At 71.0% G+C, this 15649-nt stretch carries 13 protein-coding genes; 7 read left to right on the forward strand and 6 right to left on the reverse strand.

Translation table 11 applies throughout. The annotated features are described in order from the left end of the window. Positions 1 to 80 precede the first annotated feature (80 nt). The 5 genes from E4P42_RS15130 (at position 81) to E4P42_RS15150 (ending at position 5798) form a co-directional block, all read left to right on the forward strand. The gene (locus E4P42_RS15130; protein ID WP_135126892.1) at positions 81 to 320 is read left to right on the forward strand and encodes a hypothetical protein; all 240 of its coding nucleotides are present in this window, start codon (positions 81 to 83) and stop codon (positions 318 to 320) included. 93 nt (positions 321 to 413) lie between these two features. Beyond that, positions 414 to 1391: an ABC transporter permease gene (locus tag E4P42_RS15135; RefSeq protein ID WP_135126893.1), complete on the forward strand. Its 978-nt coding sequence runs from the start codon at positions 414 to 416 to the stop codon at positions 1389 to 1391. Then, positions 1388 to 2293 carry an ABC transporter permease gene (locus E4P42_RS15140; protein WP_135126894.1) on the forward strand — a complete coding sequence of 302 codons (906 nt, stop codon included), beginning with the start codon at positions 1388 to 1390 and terminating at the stop codon, positions 2291 to 2293. The genes E4P42_RS15135 and E4P42_RS15140 overlap by 4 nt, the downstream gene beginning before the upstream one ends. Beyond that, the gene (locus tag E4P42_RS15145; RefSeq protein WP_135126895.1) at positions 2290 to 4125 is read left to right on the forward strand and encodes an ABC transporter ATP-binding protein; all 1836 of its coding nucleotides are present in this window, start codon (positions 2290 to 2292) and stop codon (positions 4123 to 4125) included. Before E4P42_RS15140 ends, E4P42_RS15145 begins: the two co-directional genes overlap by 4 nt. Before the next feature lie 11 nt (positions 4126 to 4136). Next, positions 4137 to 5798 (forward strand): ABC transporter family substrate-binding protein, encoded by a 1662-nt coding sequence (locus tag E4P42_RS15150; RefSeq protein WP_135126896.1) that lies wholly within the window; start codon positions 4137 to 4139, stop codon positions 5796 to 5798. Positions 5799 to 5837: 39 nt separating this feature from the next. Here E4P42_RS15150 and E4P42_RS15155 read toward each other — a convergent pair whose 3' ends face one another. The 4 genes from E4P42_RS15155 to E4P42_RS15170 all read right to left on the reverse strand — a co-directional run bounded on the left by E4P42_RS15155 (position 5838) and on the right by E4P42_RS15170 (position 11977). Then, entirely contained in the window at positions 5838 to 6527 is a 690-nt protein-coding gene (locus E4P42_RS15155) for a histone H1-like repetitive region-containing protein (protein WP_305801108.1), read from the reverse strand. A gap of 92 nt (positions 6528 to 6619) precedes the next feature. Next, the gene (locus E4P42_RS15160) at positions 6620 to 8167 is read right to left on the reverse strand and encodes a GMC family oxidoreductase (RefSeq protein WP_135126897.1); all 1548 of its coding nucleotides are present in this window, start codon (positions 8165 to 8167) and stop codon (positions 6620 to 6622) included. A 28-nt stretch (positions 8168 to 8195) separates the two neighbouring features. After that, entirely contained in the window at positions 8196 to 10829 is a 2634-nt protein-coding gene (locus tag E4P42_RS15165; RefSeq protein WP_135126898.1) for an AAA family ATPase, read from the reverse strand. Continuing rightward, positions 10826 to 11977: an exonuclease SbcCD subunit D gene (locus E4P42_RS15170; RefSeq protein ID WP_135126899.1), complete on the reverse strand. Its 1152-nt coding sequence runs from the start codon at positions 11975 to 11977 to the stop codon at positions 10826 to 10828. Before E4P42_RS15170 ends, E4P42_RS15165 begins: the two co-directional genes overlap by 4 nt. 132 nt (positions 11978 to 12109) lie before the next feature. On the opposite strand from E4P42_RS15170, the gene E4P42_RS15175 reads away from it, so the two are divergent. Further along, positions 12110 to 12634, forward strand: a complete 525-nt coding sequence (locus E4P42_RS15175) for a histidine phosphatase family protein (RefSeq protein ID WP_135126900.1) — start codon at positions 12110 to 12112, stop codon at positions 12632 to 12634. A gap of 48 nt (positions 12635 to 12682) precedes the next feature. Here E4P42_RS15175 and E4P42_RS15180 read toward each other — a convergent pair whose 3' ends face one another. Both E4P42_RS15180 and E4P42_RS15185 read right to left on the reverse strand, forming a co-directional pair. Beyond that, positions 12683 to 13234 (reverse strand): DUF3558 domain-containing protein, encoded by a 552-nt coding sequence (locus E4P42_RS15180; RefSeq protein ID WP_135126901.1) that lies wholly within the window; start codon positions 13232 to 13234, stop codon positions 12683 to 12685. Then, a complete protein-coding gene (locus E4P42_RS15185; protein ID WP_135126902.1) occupies positions 13231 to 13821 on the reverse strand; it encodes a DUF3558 domain-containing protein in 591 nt (196 codons plus the stop codon). The genes E4P42_RS15180 and E4P42_RS15185 overlap by 4 nt, the downstream gene beginning before the upstream one ends. Before the next feature lie 77 nt (positions 13822 to 13898). Here E4P42_RS15185 and E4P42_RS15190 point away from each other — a divergent pair, with 77 nt between their 5' ends. Continuing rightward, the gene (locus tag E4P42_RS15190; RefSeq protein ID WP_135126903.1) at positions 13899 to 15641 is read left to right on the forward strand and encodes an ABC transporter ATP-binding protein; all 1743 of its coding nucleotides are present in this window, start codon (positions 13899 to 13901) and stop codon (positions 15639 to 15641) included. Positions 15642 to 15649 lie beyond the last annotated feature (8 nt).

Consider the following 15649-nt stretch of genomic DNA (forward strand, 5'->3'; position numbering starts at 1 on the left):
CCGCTGTGAGCGCCGAACCCACAGTCGCGGCCGATCCGGCACACAGCCGGCGCACATCGGGCCTCGGCACAGTGTCGTCCATGAGCACTGAGCATGTCTGGGGGAAGCCCGACGGTGAGCGCTGGGGCATCCGGGAGACCGCGGCCGCCGTCGCCGTCGCGGCCGTCATCGCCGCATTCGGCGGCGCGGCCGTGTACGCAGCGACGGACCAGGCTTCGACGGGACCCGGTTCACACCAGTTCGGCCCGCCGCCCGGTGGGTTCGGCGGGCCCGGCGGCCCGGGCGGCGCCCCTGGCGGTCCGCCCGCCCCACGGCCCTGAGCGGCGCGCCCGGCACCGCCAACACCTGCCCGGGCGCCGATCTTCTCTACGCTGGTTGCCCATGCAGCCATGCGCCCCGGCGGGCAGTCGCCGATGACGCGCTTTCTCGCGCGCCGGCTGCTCAACTACCTGGCCCTGTTGGCGCTGGCCTCGGTGCTGGCGTTCACCCTGGCCTCGGTGTCGTTCAACCCGCTGGACAGCCTGCTGGAGCGCAACCCGCGGCCACCGCAGGCGGTGATCGACGCGAAGGCGGCCGAACTCGGACTCGACCAGCCGATCCCGCTGCGCTACGCGCACTGGCTGGGTGACGCCGTCCGCGGCGACTTCGGCACGACGGTCGCGGGTCAGCCGGTGTCCGACGAGCTGTGGCGGCGCGCCGGCATCAGCCTGCGGCTGCTGGTCATCGGCTCCGTCCTCGGCACCGTGATCGGCGTGGTGGTCGGCGCGTGGGGCGCGATCCGGCAGTACCGGCTCTCCGACCGGGTCATCACCGTGGTGTCGCTGCTGATCCTCAGCACGCCGGCGTTCGTCACCGCTAACCTGCTGATCCTGGCCGCGCTGAACGTCAACAACGTGCTCGGGGTGCAGATCTTCGAGTACACCGGGGAGACCTCGCTGACCCCGGTCGAGGGCACCTGGAACCAGATCGCCGACCGAGTCCAGCACCTGGTGCTGCCGAGCTTCACGCTGGCGCTGGTGGGCATCGCCGGCTACAGCCGCTACCAGCGCAACGCGATGCTCGACGTGCTCGGCCAGGACTTCATCCGCACCGCCAGAGCCAAGGGGCTGACCCGCAGGCAGGCGCTGTTCAAACACGGCCTGCGCACGGCGCTGATCCCGATGGCCACGCTGTTCGCCTACGGGGTGAGCGGCCTGGTGACCGGGGCGGTGTTCGTCGAGAAGATCTTCGGCTGGCACGGTCTCGGCGAGTGGTGGGTGCAGGGCATCACCGGTCAGGACACCAACATCGTCGTCGCGGTCACCGTGTTCTCCGGCGTCGCGATCCTGCTCGCCGGGCTGCTCTCCGACGTCATCTACGCGGCGGTGGACCCGAGGGTGCGCGCCTCATGAGCGAACTGACCACGCAGTCCGGCCTCGACGAGCACCGCTTCGCGTCCCGGCGCACCCTGGTGTGGCGCCGGTTCGTGCGCAACAAGCCCGCAGTGGTCTCGCTGGCCGTGCTGGTCACCATGGTCGTCGGGTGCTACGCATTGCCGCCGCTGCTGCCCTACAGCTACACCGACCTCGACTACTACGCGCTGCAGCAGCCGCCGAGCGCCCGGCACTGGTTCGGCACCAACGCCCTCGGCCAGGACATCCTCGCCCAGACCCTGCGCGGAATGCAGAAATCGCTGCTGATCGGCATCTGCGTGGCGTTCGCGTCGACGCTGATCGCCGCCACCGCCGGGGCCGTCGCCGGCTACTTCGGCGGCTGGCGCGACCGCACCCTGATGTGGGTGGTCGACCTGCTGCTGGTGGTGCCCGCGTTCCTGCTCATCGCGATCGTGACACCCCGTGCGGAGAACAGCGTGTTGTGGCTGATCGTGCTGCTGGCGCTCTTCTCCTGGATGATCAGCTCACGCATCGTGCGCGGGATGACCATGACCCTGCGCGACCGCGAATTCGTGGTGGCCGCCCGCTACATGGGGGTGAGCAACCGGCGGATCATCACCCGCCACATCCTGCCGAACGTGGCCTCGCTGTTGATCATCGACACCGCGCTCAACGTCGGTGTCGCGGTGCTCGCCGAAACCGGGCTCAGCTTCCTGGGCTTCGGGGTGCAGCCGCCCGACGTCTCGCTGGGCACGCTCATCGCCGCGGGCACCCCGTCGGTGACGACGTTCCCGTGGGTGTTCCTGTTCCCCGCCGGGGTGCTGGTGGCGATCGTGCTCTGCGCCAACCTCATCGGCGACGCCCTGCGCGACGCCATCGATCCCGCCGCCCGCCCCCTACGGAAGCGCCGCAAGCGATGACGCTGCTCGAGGTGACGGACCTGACCGTCGCATTCCCCACCGACACCGAGACCGTCGCCGCCGTGCGCGGCCTGACCTACCATGTGGACGCCGGTGAGGTGGTCGCGCTGGTCGGCGAATCCGGTGCGGGCAAATCTGCCGGCGCGATGGCCGTCGTCGGCCTGCTGCCCGAGTACGCCGAGGTGTCCGGATCGGTGCGGATGCACGGCGAGGAGCTGATCGGCCGCTCCGATGCGCAGATGTCGGCGATCCGCGGCCGGCGGATCGGCACGGTGTTCCAGGATCCGATGTCGGCGCTCACGCCGGTTTACTCCGTCGGCGACCAGATCGCCGAGGCGCTGCAGGTCCACGACCGGACGATCGGCCGGCGCGCCGCCCGAGCCCGTGCCGTCGAACTGCTCGACCTGGTCGGCATCGCGCAGGCCGAACGACGGGCGCGGGCGTTCCCGCACGAGCTGTCCGGTGGGGAACGGCAGCGGGTGGTGATCGCGATCGCGATCGCCAACGACCCGGACCTGCTGATCTGCGATGAGCCGACCACCGCGCTGGACGTCACCGTGCAGGCGCAGATCCTCGACGTGCTGCGCACCGCCCGCGACGTCACCGGCGCCGGCGTGCTGATCATCACCCATGACCTCGGCGTCGTCGCCGAATTCGCCGACCGCGCGCTGGTGATGTACGCCGGCCGTGCGGTCGAGACCGCGCCGGTGAACCGGCTGTACGGACAGCGCCGGATGCCCTACACCGTCGGGCTGCTGGGTTCGGCGCCGCGCCTGGACGCGCCTCAGGGCGCCCGGCTGGTACCGATCCCCGGCACGCCGCCGTCGCCGGCCGCGTTGCCGCCGGGCTGCCCGTTCACCCCGCGCTGCCCGCTGGCCGTCGACGAGTGCCGGGCCGCCGAACCGCCGCTGATCGAGGTCGGCCCCGACCATTTCGCGGCCTGCATCCGCACCGATGTGGTCGACGGGCGCAGCGCCGCCGACATCTACGGTGTCTCGACCGAGCCGCCGGCCGACGAACCGTCCGCCGACCGGCCCGTGGTGCTGCGGGTCGAGGACCTGGTCAAGGTGTATCCCCTGCACAAGGGCGTGGTGTTCCGCAGACGGGTCGGCGAGGTCCGCGCGGTCGACGGCGTCAGCTTCGCGCTGCGTCAGGGCCGCACACTGGGCATCGTCGGCGAGTCGGGGTCGGGCAAGACGACGACGCTGCACCAGATCCTCGAACTGGCCGCGCCGCAGTCCGGCCGCATCGAGGTGCTGGGCGCCGACGTCGCGACGCTGGACAAAGCGGCGCTGCGGGCGCTGCGCGGCGACGTGCAGGTGGTGTTCCAGGATCCCGTCGCCTCGCTGGACCCCCGGCTGCCGGTGTTCGATCTGATCGCCGAACCGTTGCAGGCCAACGGCTTCGAACGCGGACACATCGACGACCGGGTAGCCGAACTGCTCGGCACAGTCGGGCTGCGCCGGGAGGACGCCAGCCGCTATCCCGGTGAGTTCTCGGGCGGCCAGAAGCAACGCATCGGGATCGCCCGTGCGCTGGCCACCCAGCCGAAGATCCTGGCGCTCGACGAACCGGTGTCCGCGCTCGACGTGTCGATCCAGGCCGGCATCATCAACCTGCTGCTCGATCTGCAGCGCCGGTTCGGCCTGACGTACCTGTTCGTCTCGCACGACCTGTCGGTGGTCAAACACCTCGCCCACCACGTGGCGGTGATGTACCGGGGCACGATCGTCGAACAGGGCGACAGTGACACGGTGCTGGCCGACCCGCAGCACGAGTACACCCGGCAGCTGATCGCGGCGGTCCCCCGCGCCGAGGCGGGGCACCGTTAGAGTCGGTGCGCATGAGATTCCGCCGCCTCGCCGCCGCCACCGCGATCGCCGCGCTCACGCTCGCCGGATGCTCGAGCAGTGACACCGACGTGCCGTCTGCGGGTGGCGACGCCGAACTGGGCGCCACCGCGGATATCAATCCGCAGGTTCCGGCGAGCCTGCGCGACGGTGGCAACCTGCGCCTGGCGATGACCGGCTTCCCGCCCAACTTCAACTACCTGCACATCGACGGCAACCTCGGTGAGTACGGCTCCCTGCTGCGGGCCACGCTGCCGCGCGCGTTCGTCATCTCCCCCGACGGGCAGACCTCGGTCAACACCGACTACTTCACCAGCGTGGAGCTGACCGGCACCGACCCGCAGGTGGTCACCTACACCATCAATCCGAAGGCGGTCTGGTCGGACGGCACCCCGATCACGTGGGAGGACATCGCCTCCCAGATCAACGCGACCAGCGGGAAGAACCCCGACTTCCTGTTCGCGTCGCCGAACGGCAGCGAACGGGTCGCCTCGGTGACCCGTGGCGTCGACGACCGGCAGGCCGTGATGACCTTCGACCGGCACTACGCCGACTGGAAGGGGATGTTCGCCGGCAACGCCATGCTCGCGCCCAAGGTGATGACCGCGACGCCCGAGGCGTTCAACACCGGCTACCTCGACAACTTCGGCCCCTCGGCCGGGCCGTTCATGATCACCGGCATCGACCGCGGCGCGCAGCGGATCACGCTGAGCCGCAACCCGAAGTGGTGGGGCGCCCCGCCGAAGCTTGACTCGATCACCTACACGGTCCTCGACGATGCGGCGAGAATCCCGGCGCTGCAGAACAATTCGATCGATGCGTCGGGACTGGCGTCGCTCGACGAGCTGACCATCGCCCGACGCACCCAGGGCATCGCGATCCGGCGCGCTCCGGCGCCGAGCTGGTACCACTTCACGTTCAACGGCGCGCCCGGCTCGATCCTCGCCGACCCGGCGCTGCGCAGCGCGGTGGCCAAGGGCATCGACCGGCAGGCCATCGCGGCGGTGTCCCAGCGGGGGCTCGTCGACAACCCCGTCCCGCTGAACAACCACATCTACGTGGCCGGCCAGGAGGGCTACCAGGACAACGGCACCGCGTTCGACCCGGAGGCGGCCACACGCGAACTCGACGAACTCGGCTGGCGTCTCAACGGCCAGTTCCGCGAGAAAGACGGCCGCCGGTTGACCATCCGCGACGTCTACTACGACGCACAGAGCACGCGCCAGATCGGGCAGATCGCGCAGAACAACCTCGCCCAGATCGGCGTGGACCTGCAACTCGTCGCCGCCCCCGGCGGCAAGCTGTTCACCGACTACGTCACGCCAGGTAACTTCGACATCGCCCAATTCGCCTGGGGCGGAGATGCGTTCCCGTTCGGCGGGCTCACCCAGATCTACGCCTCCAACGGCGAGAGCAACTACGGCAAGATCGGCTCACCCGAGGTCGACGCCAAGATCGAGGAGACGCTGTCCGAACTCGACCCGCAGCGGGCGCGCACTCTGGCCAACGAACTCGACCGCCTGATCTGGGCGGAGACGTTCAGCCTGCCGCTGTTCCAGTCCGCGGGCAACGTCGCGGTGCGCAGCAACCTGGCCAATTACGGACCCACCGGGATCGGCACGCTGGACTACACCAAGATCGGCTTCATGAAGTAGCGCCGCGGCGGGGTCGGCCGCGTACGGCCGCTGTGGCGGTCAGGCTCGATCGGTGGCCGGCTTGTTCGCATCCGCGGTCGCTGAATCGGCCGCCTTCTTCGCCGGCGCCTTCTTGGCGGTGGCCTTCTTGGCCGGGGCCTTCTGCGCTGGAGTCTTCTGCGCCGGGGTCTTCTGCGCCGGGGTCTTCTGCGCCGGGGTCTTCTTGGCGGCCTGCGTCACCGGCGGCTTCTTCGCCGGTGGGGTCTCCTTCTTCACCGGAGCGGCCTTCACCGCCCCCTTCTTGGCAGGCGCTTTCTTGGCCGGCGCCTTCTTCGCCGGCGCCTCGGTCGCGCCGGGCACGTTGGCGGCCTCGGTCTTCGCCGGGGTCGCCTTCACCGCGCCCTTCTTGGCCGGCGCCTTCTTGGCCGGCGCCTTCTCGGCCGGAACCTTCTTCGCCGCAGCCTTCTTCGCCGGCGCCTTCGCCGGAGCCCTCTTGGCGGGTTCGTCCGGCGACGGCACCACCGTGAGCGGAGCCTTCTCGGTCGCCGCCCTGTCGCCGCCCGCGGGCAGCGCGGTGACCGCGGCGCCGCTGCCGGTGTCGTCGTCCGACGATCCGATACCGACCCGTTCGGCCGCCCCCTCCACAGCTTCGCGTGCCCGCTGCGCCAATTCGGTGAGCGCCGCCGCGGCGGCGCTGAGCAGGTCGGCTACGCGCTGCTGTATCGGCGCGTTGCTTCCATCTGATGACACCATCGTCTCCCGTCGTCACGTCTGACTCGTCGGTCACATACCCGTTTTGACGGATACCTCACGTGGCGCGTGCCACGCATCGGGCCCGGACGTCAGATTCTGGTGCGGTCCGCAACCAGGTCTGCGGCTCTCTCCCCGATGAGGACCGCGGGGGCGTGGGTGTGGCCGCGGATGATCACCGGCATCACCGACGCATCGGCCACGCGCAACCCGTGGACGCCGCGCACCCGCAATTCGGGGTCGACGACACTGGCGTCGTCGCGACCCATCCGGCACGTGCCCACGGGGTGGTACAGCGTCTGCGAACACGTGGTCAATGCCTTCTCGAGCGTGGCCTCGTCGAGTTCGCGGCACTGCAGCGGCCGAGCCAGCGTGCCGAGATCGTCACGCAGGATCGGCGATTGGGCGATCCGCGCGCTGATGCGCAGACCCTCCATCAGCGCGGCGCGGTCGGCGCCGGCGTCGTCGGTGAGGTAACGCGGGTCGATCAGCGGCTTGGCGGCCGGGTCCGCGGAACGCAGCGTGACCGTTCCGCGGCTGTGCGGGGTGAGCAGAATCGGACCGAACACCACTGCGTGCCCGTCGTAGGGGTCACCGATCCCCTCGTCGAAGAACGGCGCGGGCGCGAAGATCAGCTCGAGATCGGGCAGGTCGAGATCGGGACGGCTGCGCACGAATCCGTAGGCCTCGCCGACATTGGAGGTCAGCATCCCGCGGCGACGCAGCAGGTAGTTGAGCAGCTCCAGCGGCTTCTCGGCGGTGAACAGCGAATCGTGGGCGACATTGAAGCCCAGCGGCACGCAGAGGTGGTCCATCAGGTTCTGGCCGACCTCGGGGGCGTGCACCACGGTGGCGATGCCGTGGTCGGCGAGCCGCTCCCGATCGCCGATGCCCGAGAGCATCAGCAGCTGCGGGCTGTTGATCGCGCCGCCGCACAGGATCACCTCGCGGGTGGCGCGCACGGTGCGGGTGGCGCCGCCGTGGCGGAACTCGACACCCACGGCGCGGCCGTCCTCGATGAGGACCCGGGTGGCCAGCGCGTCGGTGAGCAGGGTGAGGTTGTCGCGCCGCAGGGCGGGCCGCAGGTAGGCGTCGGCGGCGCTCCACCGGGCGCCGCGGCGCTGGGTCACCCGCGTCTCGCAGAAACCTTCCGGCGCATCGGTATTCGGTGACTCGATCGCGAAGCCCAGTTCCCGCACCGCCGCCAGCCAGGCGGCGGTGGACGCCCGCGGGCTGCGCTGGCGCGAGATGACCAGCGGCCCGGCCTCGATGCGGCGGAAGTAGGGTTCGACGGCGGCGAAGCTCCACTGCTCGCCGGCGTGCTGCGCCCACTCGTCGTAGTCGGCGGCGTACCCGCGCACCCACATCATCGCGTTCATCGACGACGACCCGCCGAGCATCCGCCCGCGCGGCCAGTAGAGCTCGCGGCCGTCGAGTTCCTTCTGCGGTTCGGTGCGGTAGTCCCAGTCGAGCTCGCTGCGGAACAGTTTGGAGAACGCGGCGGGGATGTGGACGAACTTGTCCTTATCGTGCGGGCCGGCCTCGAGCACGAGCACCGTCACACCGGGGTCGGCGCTCAACCGGTTGGCCACCACCGAACCGGCCGAGCCGGTTCCCACCACGACGTAGTCGGCATGCATCGCCGCAAGTGTAGGAGCCGGAATGGGGTCAGGAGGTCAATTCGATGTGGTGGGCTCCGGCCACCGCCGCGTAGCGCTGGGGGTCGCAGGTCAGCACGATCACCTGGCCGTCCTCGCCGACCACGTCGAACACGCCGCCCATCTTGAGCAGGCGGTCGGGATCGGTGAACCCGAGCGCATCGTCGATCACCACCGGCACCGAATCCTCCGTGGCCACCAGCGCCGCCCCGGCCATCCGCGCCACGATGCCCAGCTGCTCCTTCGCCCCGCCGGACAGCGACTCGTAGGGCACCGTGCGACCGGCCACGGTGCGGTGGGTGATCCGCAACTCCGGGTCGATCTCCACCTCGAAGCTCTCGCCGAACACGAGGCGGCCCAACCGCTCGACCTCGCGGCGGAACGGGTCGACGTAGCGCTGACGCGTCGCCGCCCGGTGCCGGCTCATGACCGAGCGCAACGTATCGGCCGCGCGCGCCCGCCGCTGCACCCGCACGTAGTCGGATTCGGCGTGTTCGCGCTCCGTGCTCGCCGCGTCCAGCCGGCCGTGCCTGCCCTCGGTGCCGTACACCCGCAGCGCGGCGGCGAGTTCCCGCAGCTGTCCGGCCGCGTCCTGCTGACGCGTCGCCACGGTGCGCGCACACCGCTGGGCCTCGTCGAAGGCCGCGTCGACGGCCTCCGGCGCGCTGCGGGCCAGTTCGTCGCGCAGGGCGGCCACCTGCGCGGCGGCACGCTCCGCGGCCTCCCGCTCGGCCTCGGCCGCCACAGCCAGCGCCTCGTCGGTGACGACGGCCCGCGCCGCAGCGAGCCGCGCGGTGGCCACCTCGAGCTCGGCGCGGGCCGCGGTGGCCTTTTCACGGACGGCGGTGAGCCGAGTGCTCTTCTCCGCCAACCGCTTCGACGCCGCGACCGCGACCTTGCGGTGCGTCTCGCAGTCGGCCACGGCCCGCTGGTGTGCGGCGACGGCGGCGTCGAGTTCGGCGCGGGCCGCCGCCGCGTCGGCGGGCCCGTCGAGATCGAACAACGCCGCCTCCGCGGGTTGTCCGTCCCGCAGCAGCGCCAGCCGGTCGCGCAGCGCGTCGATCGTGTCATCGCCGGTCAGCGCGCGGACGGTGGCGGCCAGCTCGGTGCGCCGGCCGGTCAGGTCGCGGCGGCGCTCGTGCAGCGCGCGGGCCGCATCCAGGCTGTCGGCGCCGACGGCCTGCAGTGCCGCGGTGAGTTCGGTGTGCGCGGCATCCAGCTTGGCCTGCGTCTGCGCCGCGGGCGTCCCGGGCACGATGCGCGCGGTCAGCAGCCCCGGCACGGTGATCACGGTCGGTGCGGTGGCGTTGGCCGACCAGCTCTGCCCGGCCGTCAGCTGCACCGGCTCGTCGCCGATGCACAGGTCGACCCCGGCCACCGCCTCCAGTTCGATACGCGCCGAGGCGAGCTCGGCCTGCCCCGCCGCCCGCTCGACGGCCAGCGCCGCCGTCTCCACCGCGCGCATGGTCGCGTCGGTGAGGCGAATACCGGACAGCTCGCCGTCAACTGACGCCGAATCTCGCAGTGCGGCTTCCAGTTTGGCCAGCCGAGTGGCCAACCGGTCGGCTTCGTCGCGGTCGGACAGCCGATGCGCGACCACCCGCGCGGTGTCGACCGCCGCCTGCTGCGCCTCGACCGTCGCGCGGGCCTGTTCGGCGGCCTGCTCGGCGGCGTCGTGGACCTCCCGCGCGGTGGCCTCGTCGTCGACCGCGGCGGTGAGCGCGGTGTCGAGCCACGCGATCGTCTCGGCCCGCTCGTCGATGTCGGCGCGCATGCGGCGGCGTTCGGTGACCGCGGCCAGCGACGCCGTGCGGGTGGCGTCGGCCGCCGTCGCCCGCACCTCGGCGTCGGCGAGGCGGCGGCGCAGCGCCGACACCGCCTCGGCCGCCGCCCGTGCCTCGGCCACCCGCTGCCGGGCTCCGGCGTGCTCGGCGGTGAGCCGGGCGAGTTCGTCGGTCAGCGCGGCGTGCCGGCGCACCGCCTCGTCGACCTCGGCGACCGCGGCCGCGCACTCGGCCACCTGCGCCTCGGCGGCCTGCAGCCGTTTCGTCGCCGCGGCCCACTCCCCCGTGGGCCTGCCGGTCGCGGTGAAGTAGCGGCCGTACTCCTCGTCGATGCGGTCCACGAGCAGCGGTTCGGCGCCGGACAGCGTGGCCGCCTCCCCGGCGGCGACGTCGAGCGCCCGGGCCAGCGCATCAGAGCCCGACAGGTCGACCGCCGCGGTGGACGCCGACTGCCACACCCGCTGCGCCTGCCACAGATCCATGTCGACGCTCTGGTCGAGCAGGGCGAGCGCCCGCTCGTGGGCCTCGTCCCCGGTGTGCTGCTCACGGTGCGGGGCCAGCACCGTCAGCTCCGTCTCGGCCCGCTTGTGGAACCGCTTCCGGTAGACGAACCGGTGGGCACCGCAGGAGATCTCGGCGGTGATCTCGGCGCCGACGTCGGCATGCGTCGGCTTGACCTGCTTGACCTCTTTCTTGGTCGAGCGATCCTTGGCGGCGAACAACAGGTCCAGCGCCTCGATCATCGAGGACTTGCCGACCTCGTTGGCGCCGCTGATCACCACCACACCGTGAGCGGGGAACTCGATGTCGCGGTGGGTGATTCCCCGGTAATTCGTCAACACCAGGCGGTGCAGTCTCATGCGACATCACTCCGATCGACCAGGCGCAGCAGCAGGGCCAGCGCGGCGCGCGCATCCTCGGCGGCCTCACCGTCGGCGCGGGCCGCGCCGACCAGCTCCTCGACGGCCGCGGCGGCGAAACCCCCGATGCCCAGATCGTCGAATTCCCCGTCGGCAGGCACCACGGCGAGGTGAGATCCGCGTTCCCACAACGTCAATGCCGCGAACAGCCGGGAGTACCTGTCGAGGCAGGCGTCCAGTGCGGCCTTATCCGTCACGGTCAGCGACCCGGTCAGGCCGAGGCGCACCACCGTGCGCTCCTTATCGGTCATCAGGTCGAGATTGAGGTCGAGATCGGCGATGTCGCGGCTGTTGTCGACGGTGCGCGACAGCGTGACGAACCGCCAGCGGCCCAACCGCTCCGGGGTGATGTGCACGGCGCGGCGCGCGTCGTCCTCGTCGAGATCGACGACCAGCGCATGACCCGACTCCGACTCGATGTCGTCGTAGTTCGTGACCTCCGGCGAACCCGAGTACCAGACCCGGCCGGTACCGCCCACCTGCATGCGGGAGTGCTTGTCTCCCAGCGCCACATAGTGGACCGCACCGCGCGCCAGCGCCGCCTCCACCGCGGCCAGCCGGATCAGCGACGGCTTGTCCTTCCCCGGATCGACGAGGTCCACCGCGCCGTGCCCGACGAGCACCCGGGTGACCCCGTCGGCGGGCAGCCCGTCGAGCACGTCGGCGACCAGGTCGCTGGTGGGCGACTTCGACCGCCAGGGCGCGGCCACGATCTGCAGACCCGGGCGGACGTCGTGAACGCCCGCGCGGTCGAGCACCGTGACGTTCTCCGGGCACTCCGCGGCGAACAGCGCGCTGGTGTACACCGACGAGGCGTCCAGCGGATCGTGGTTGCCGGGCAGCAGATAGACCGGGACCCCGATCGAGCGCATGGCCTCCAGCGACAGGCTCACCTCACGGGGCGCGAGCTGATTGTGCTCGAACACGTCCCCGGCGACCACCACGAACTCCGCACCGGAGGCCGCGGCCAGCGCGCCGACCGCCACGACGGCCTCGCGCCGCGCGGCCGAATACCGCGGCTGTGCCTCGCCGTTGAGGAAATGCCGGGTCATCCCGAGCTGCCAGTCGGCGGTGTGCACGAATCGCATGGCTACCCGCCCCTTTCCACCTCGTCATCGCACCTGTTCGCCGGGTCGGCGTCGTGTGCATGGCGAGTGTAGGTCCGGGCTCTGACAAGTCGGCGGACCTCGACCGGCATGTACGCGCACTGCCCTAACGTGATGCGGGTGACCCCGGACCTCCGCACCCTGGTGCTGCTACGGCACGCCAAATCCGACTACCCGCCCGGCGCCGCCGACCACGAGCGGCCCCTGGCCCCGCGCGGGGTCCGGGAGGCCGGTCTGGCGGGCGACTGGCTGCGGGCCCACCTGCCGCCCGTGGACGCCGTGCTGTGTTCCACCGCGACCCGTACCCGACAGACCCTCGAGCGCACCGCGATCGATGCGCCGGTGCGGTTCGTCGACCGGATCTACGACGCCACGCCGGGCATCGTGCTCGGCGAGATCAACGCGCTGGCGCGGCACTTCGACCACGCGGTGTCCACGCTGCTGGTGATCGGCCACGAACCGGTGATGTCGGGCCTGGCTCTCTGTCTGGCCGACACGGCGGACAGCAACGCCGAGGCGGCAGAACGGCTCTCGGCGAAGTTCCCGACCTCGGCGATGGCGGTGCTACAGACCTCTGCGCCGTGGGACCGGCTGGAACTGGGCGGCGCCGCGCTGGTCACCTTCCACATCCCACGGTGATTTCGGCGTCGTCGGTCGCGGCCGGCGCGACCAACGACACCGAAATCGCTAGGAATTGGTGGCGAGCGTCAGCTCCATCAGCTTGATCGCCATCCCACACGCGTCGATGCCGGGGGCCTGCGGGTTGATCCACCAGCCGACGACGCCGCCGGCGTCGCTGGCCACCCCGCAGGAACCGTTGGGGTCACCCGGGCGCATCACGATCGACGGGACACCGGCCACCGAGCGGCTCTCGATCCGGTACTGCAGCCGTTCGGCGGTCTGGCGCTCGTTGTCCAGGCTGCCCTGTTCGAACCAGAACCGGGTGATGTCGACCAGGCCGGCCGGATTGGCCGCCTGCCAGCGGCACACCGCGCCCACGAACGTGCTCTGGATGTCGAGCGGATCCGCCCCCACCGTCTCGGCGAGGATGTCCTCGGTCAGCACGTCGCACTCCTTGAGCAGGTTCGGGTACTGCCGTTCGGAGTCGTTGTTGCTCGGGCCGCCGCCCGTGCCCTCGCGCGCGGCGGTGCCCTCGACGGTGCGGGTGCAGCCGAGCAGCATCGAGGCGACGGCGAGCAGGGCGGCGACGGCGGCGAGAAGTCGTGCGCGTCGGCTCATTCGGAGTTCACAATCGACTGGCGGGTGAGTTCGGTGGCCACCTGGCACGGGTCGGGGTACGGCTGGGCGTCGTAGCTGACCGACCACTCGATGAAATCGTCGCCGAACTGGATGCCGACCTCACACAGGTTGGTGGTGCCGGTGAACAGGTCGTCGGACTTGGCGATGAACCCGTCGTGGCCCTCGATGTTGATGTCCTCGACGCTGGTGCGCGAGAGCTCCTGGGTCTTGCGCTCGCGCCCGATCGGGCTGCCCCGGAAGTGGGTGAAGGAGAAGTGCGGACCGACGATGCTGCCACCGACCAGCCACTGGCAGCCCACCGACGTCGTCGCCGTGTTCACCAGCCCGGGCCGCTCGGTGAGCTGGCTGACGGTCTGATCGCTGATCCCGCCGCACTGCGGGAAGAAGGGTCCGTGCGAGGTGTTCTGCTGGGCCTGCGTGGTCTGCGGTGCCTCTCCCGGAGCCGCCGGCTCGCCGGAGTCGGAGCAGCCCGCCACCACCGGGATGATGGCCGTCGCCAGCGCGGCCAGCGCTTTCGCGTTGCGGGTCCATCCCGGCCTGCGCGTGCTGGTGATCACGCCATGCACTGTAGCGGCCGCACCGACCGCCAACCACCGGCACGCCGGTTGACCTGGCTTTTCTTCGGGTGTGCCACAGTAGCGGGATGCTGTGGGCCCTGTTGCGGCGGTATGTGACGCCGTACCGCGGGCTGCTCTCGGTGGTCGCCGGCCTGCAGGTGGTCAGCACGCTCGCCTCGCTGTACCTGCCGACGGTCAACGCCGCGATCATCGACGAGGGGGTGGCGGTCGGCGACACCGACGCCATCGTCCGGCTGGGCCTGGTGATGCTCGGGGTCACCGCGCTGCAGGTGGTGTGCGCGGTGGCGGCGGTGTACTTCGGGTCCCGCGCGGGCATGGGCTTCGGCCGCGATCTGCGCGCGGCGATCTTCGACCGGGTGACCGGGTTCTCGGCCGAGGAGACCGCGCGGTTCGGCGCGCCGTCGCTGCTCACCCGCACCACCAACGACGTCGGCCAGATCCAGCTGCTGGTGCAGCTGACCTGCACGATGCTCATCACCGCGCCGATCATGTCGGTCGGCGGTATCGCGATGGCGCTGCACCAGGATGCGGGGCTGTCGTGGCTGCTGCTGATCAGCGTTCCGGTGCTGGCGGTGGCGAACTACTGGATCGTCTCGCACCTGCTGCCGATCTTCCGCCGCATGCAGCAGCTCATCGACAACATCAACCGGGTGCTGCGCGACCAGCTCTCCGGCATCCGGGTGATCCGCGCGTTCGCCCGGGAGCCGTTCGAACGCCGGCGCTTCGCCGAGGCGAATCAGGCGCTGTCGGACACCGCGCTGGAGGCGGGCCGCTGGCAGGCGCTCATGCTCCCGGTCACCACGCTGGTCATCAACGTCTCCAGCGTCGCGCTGATCTGGTTCGGCGGCCAGCGCATCGACGAGGGGCGGATGCAGGTCGGCTCGCTGATCGCGTTCCTGAGCTATTTCATGCAGATCCTGATGGCCGTGTTGATGGCCACGTTCATGCTGATCATCATCCCGCGTGCCGCGGTCTGCGCCGAACGCATCACCGAGGTGCTCACGACGCAGTCCGGCATCGCCACCCCGCCCGACGCCGTGCGCCCCGACACGGTCCGCGGCGAGATCCGGCTGCAGGCCGCGACGTTCTGCTACCCCGGGGCGGACCGGCCGGTGCTCGCCGACGTCACCCTCAACGCGCGGGCCGGCACCACCACCGCGGTCGTGGGCTCCACCGGATCGGGGAAGTCCACGTTGGTCGCGCTGATCTGCCGGCTCTACGACGTCACCTCCGGTGCGGTGCACATCGACGGCGTCGACGTCCGCGACTACGACATCGAACGGCTGTGGGCGGCGATCGGGCTGGTGCCGCAGCGCGGATACCTGTTCTCCGGCACGGTCGCCGACAATCTCAGATACGGGAAGCCGGACGCGACCGACGAGGAGATGTGGGCCGCACTGCGGGTCGCGGCGGCCGAGGATTTCGTGCGCGCGCACCCCGACGGCCTGGGGATGCCGATCGCGCAGGGCGGGATGAACGTCTCCGGCGGACAGCGCCAGCGGCTCGCGATCGCCCGCGCGGTCATCCGCAGACCCGCGGTGTACCTATTCGACGACGCGTTCTCCGCACTCGACGTGCACACCGACGCCCGGGTGCGCGCCGCGCTGCGCGACGTGTCGGCCGAGGCCACCGTGATCGTGGTCTCGCAGCGGCTCTCCACCGTCGCCGAGGCCGACCAGGTGGTCGTCGTCGACGACGGCCGGGTGGTCGGCATCGGCACGCACGACTCCCTGCTGATGGACTGCCCCACCTACGCCGAATTCGCCGATTCCCAGTCGGTCGGCGCCGACGCCGGGGACCGGCCGTGACCGGGCCG

The sequence above is a fragment of the Mycobacterium sp. PS03-16 genome (assembly GCF_004570325.1).
Classification (GTDB): domain Bacteria; phylum Actinomycetota; class Actinomycetes; order Mycobacteriales; family Mycobacteriaceae; genus Mycobacterium.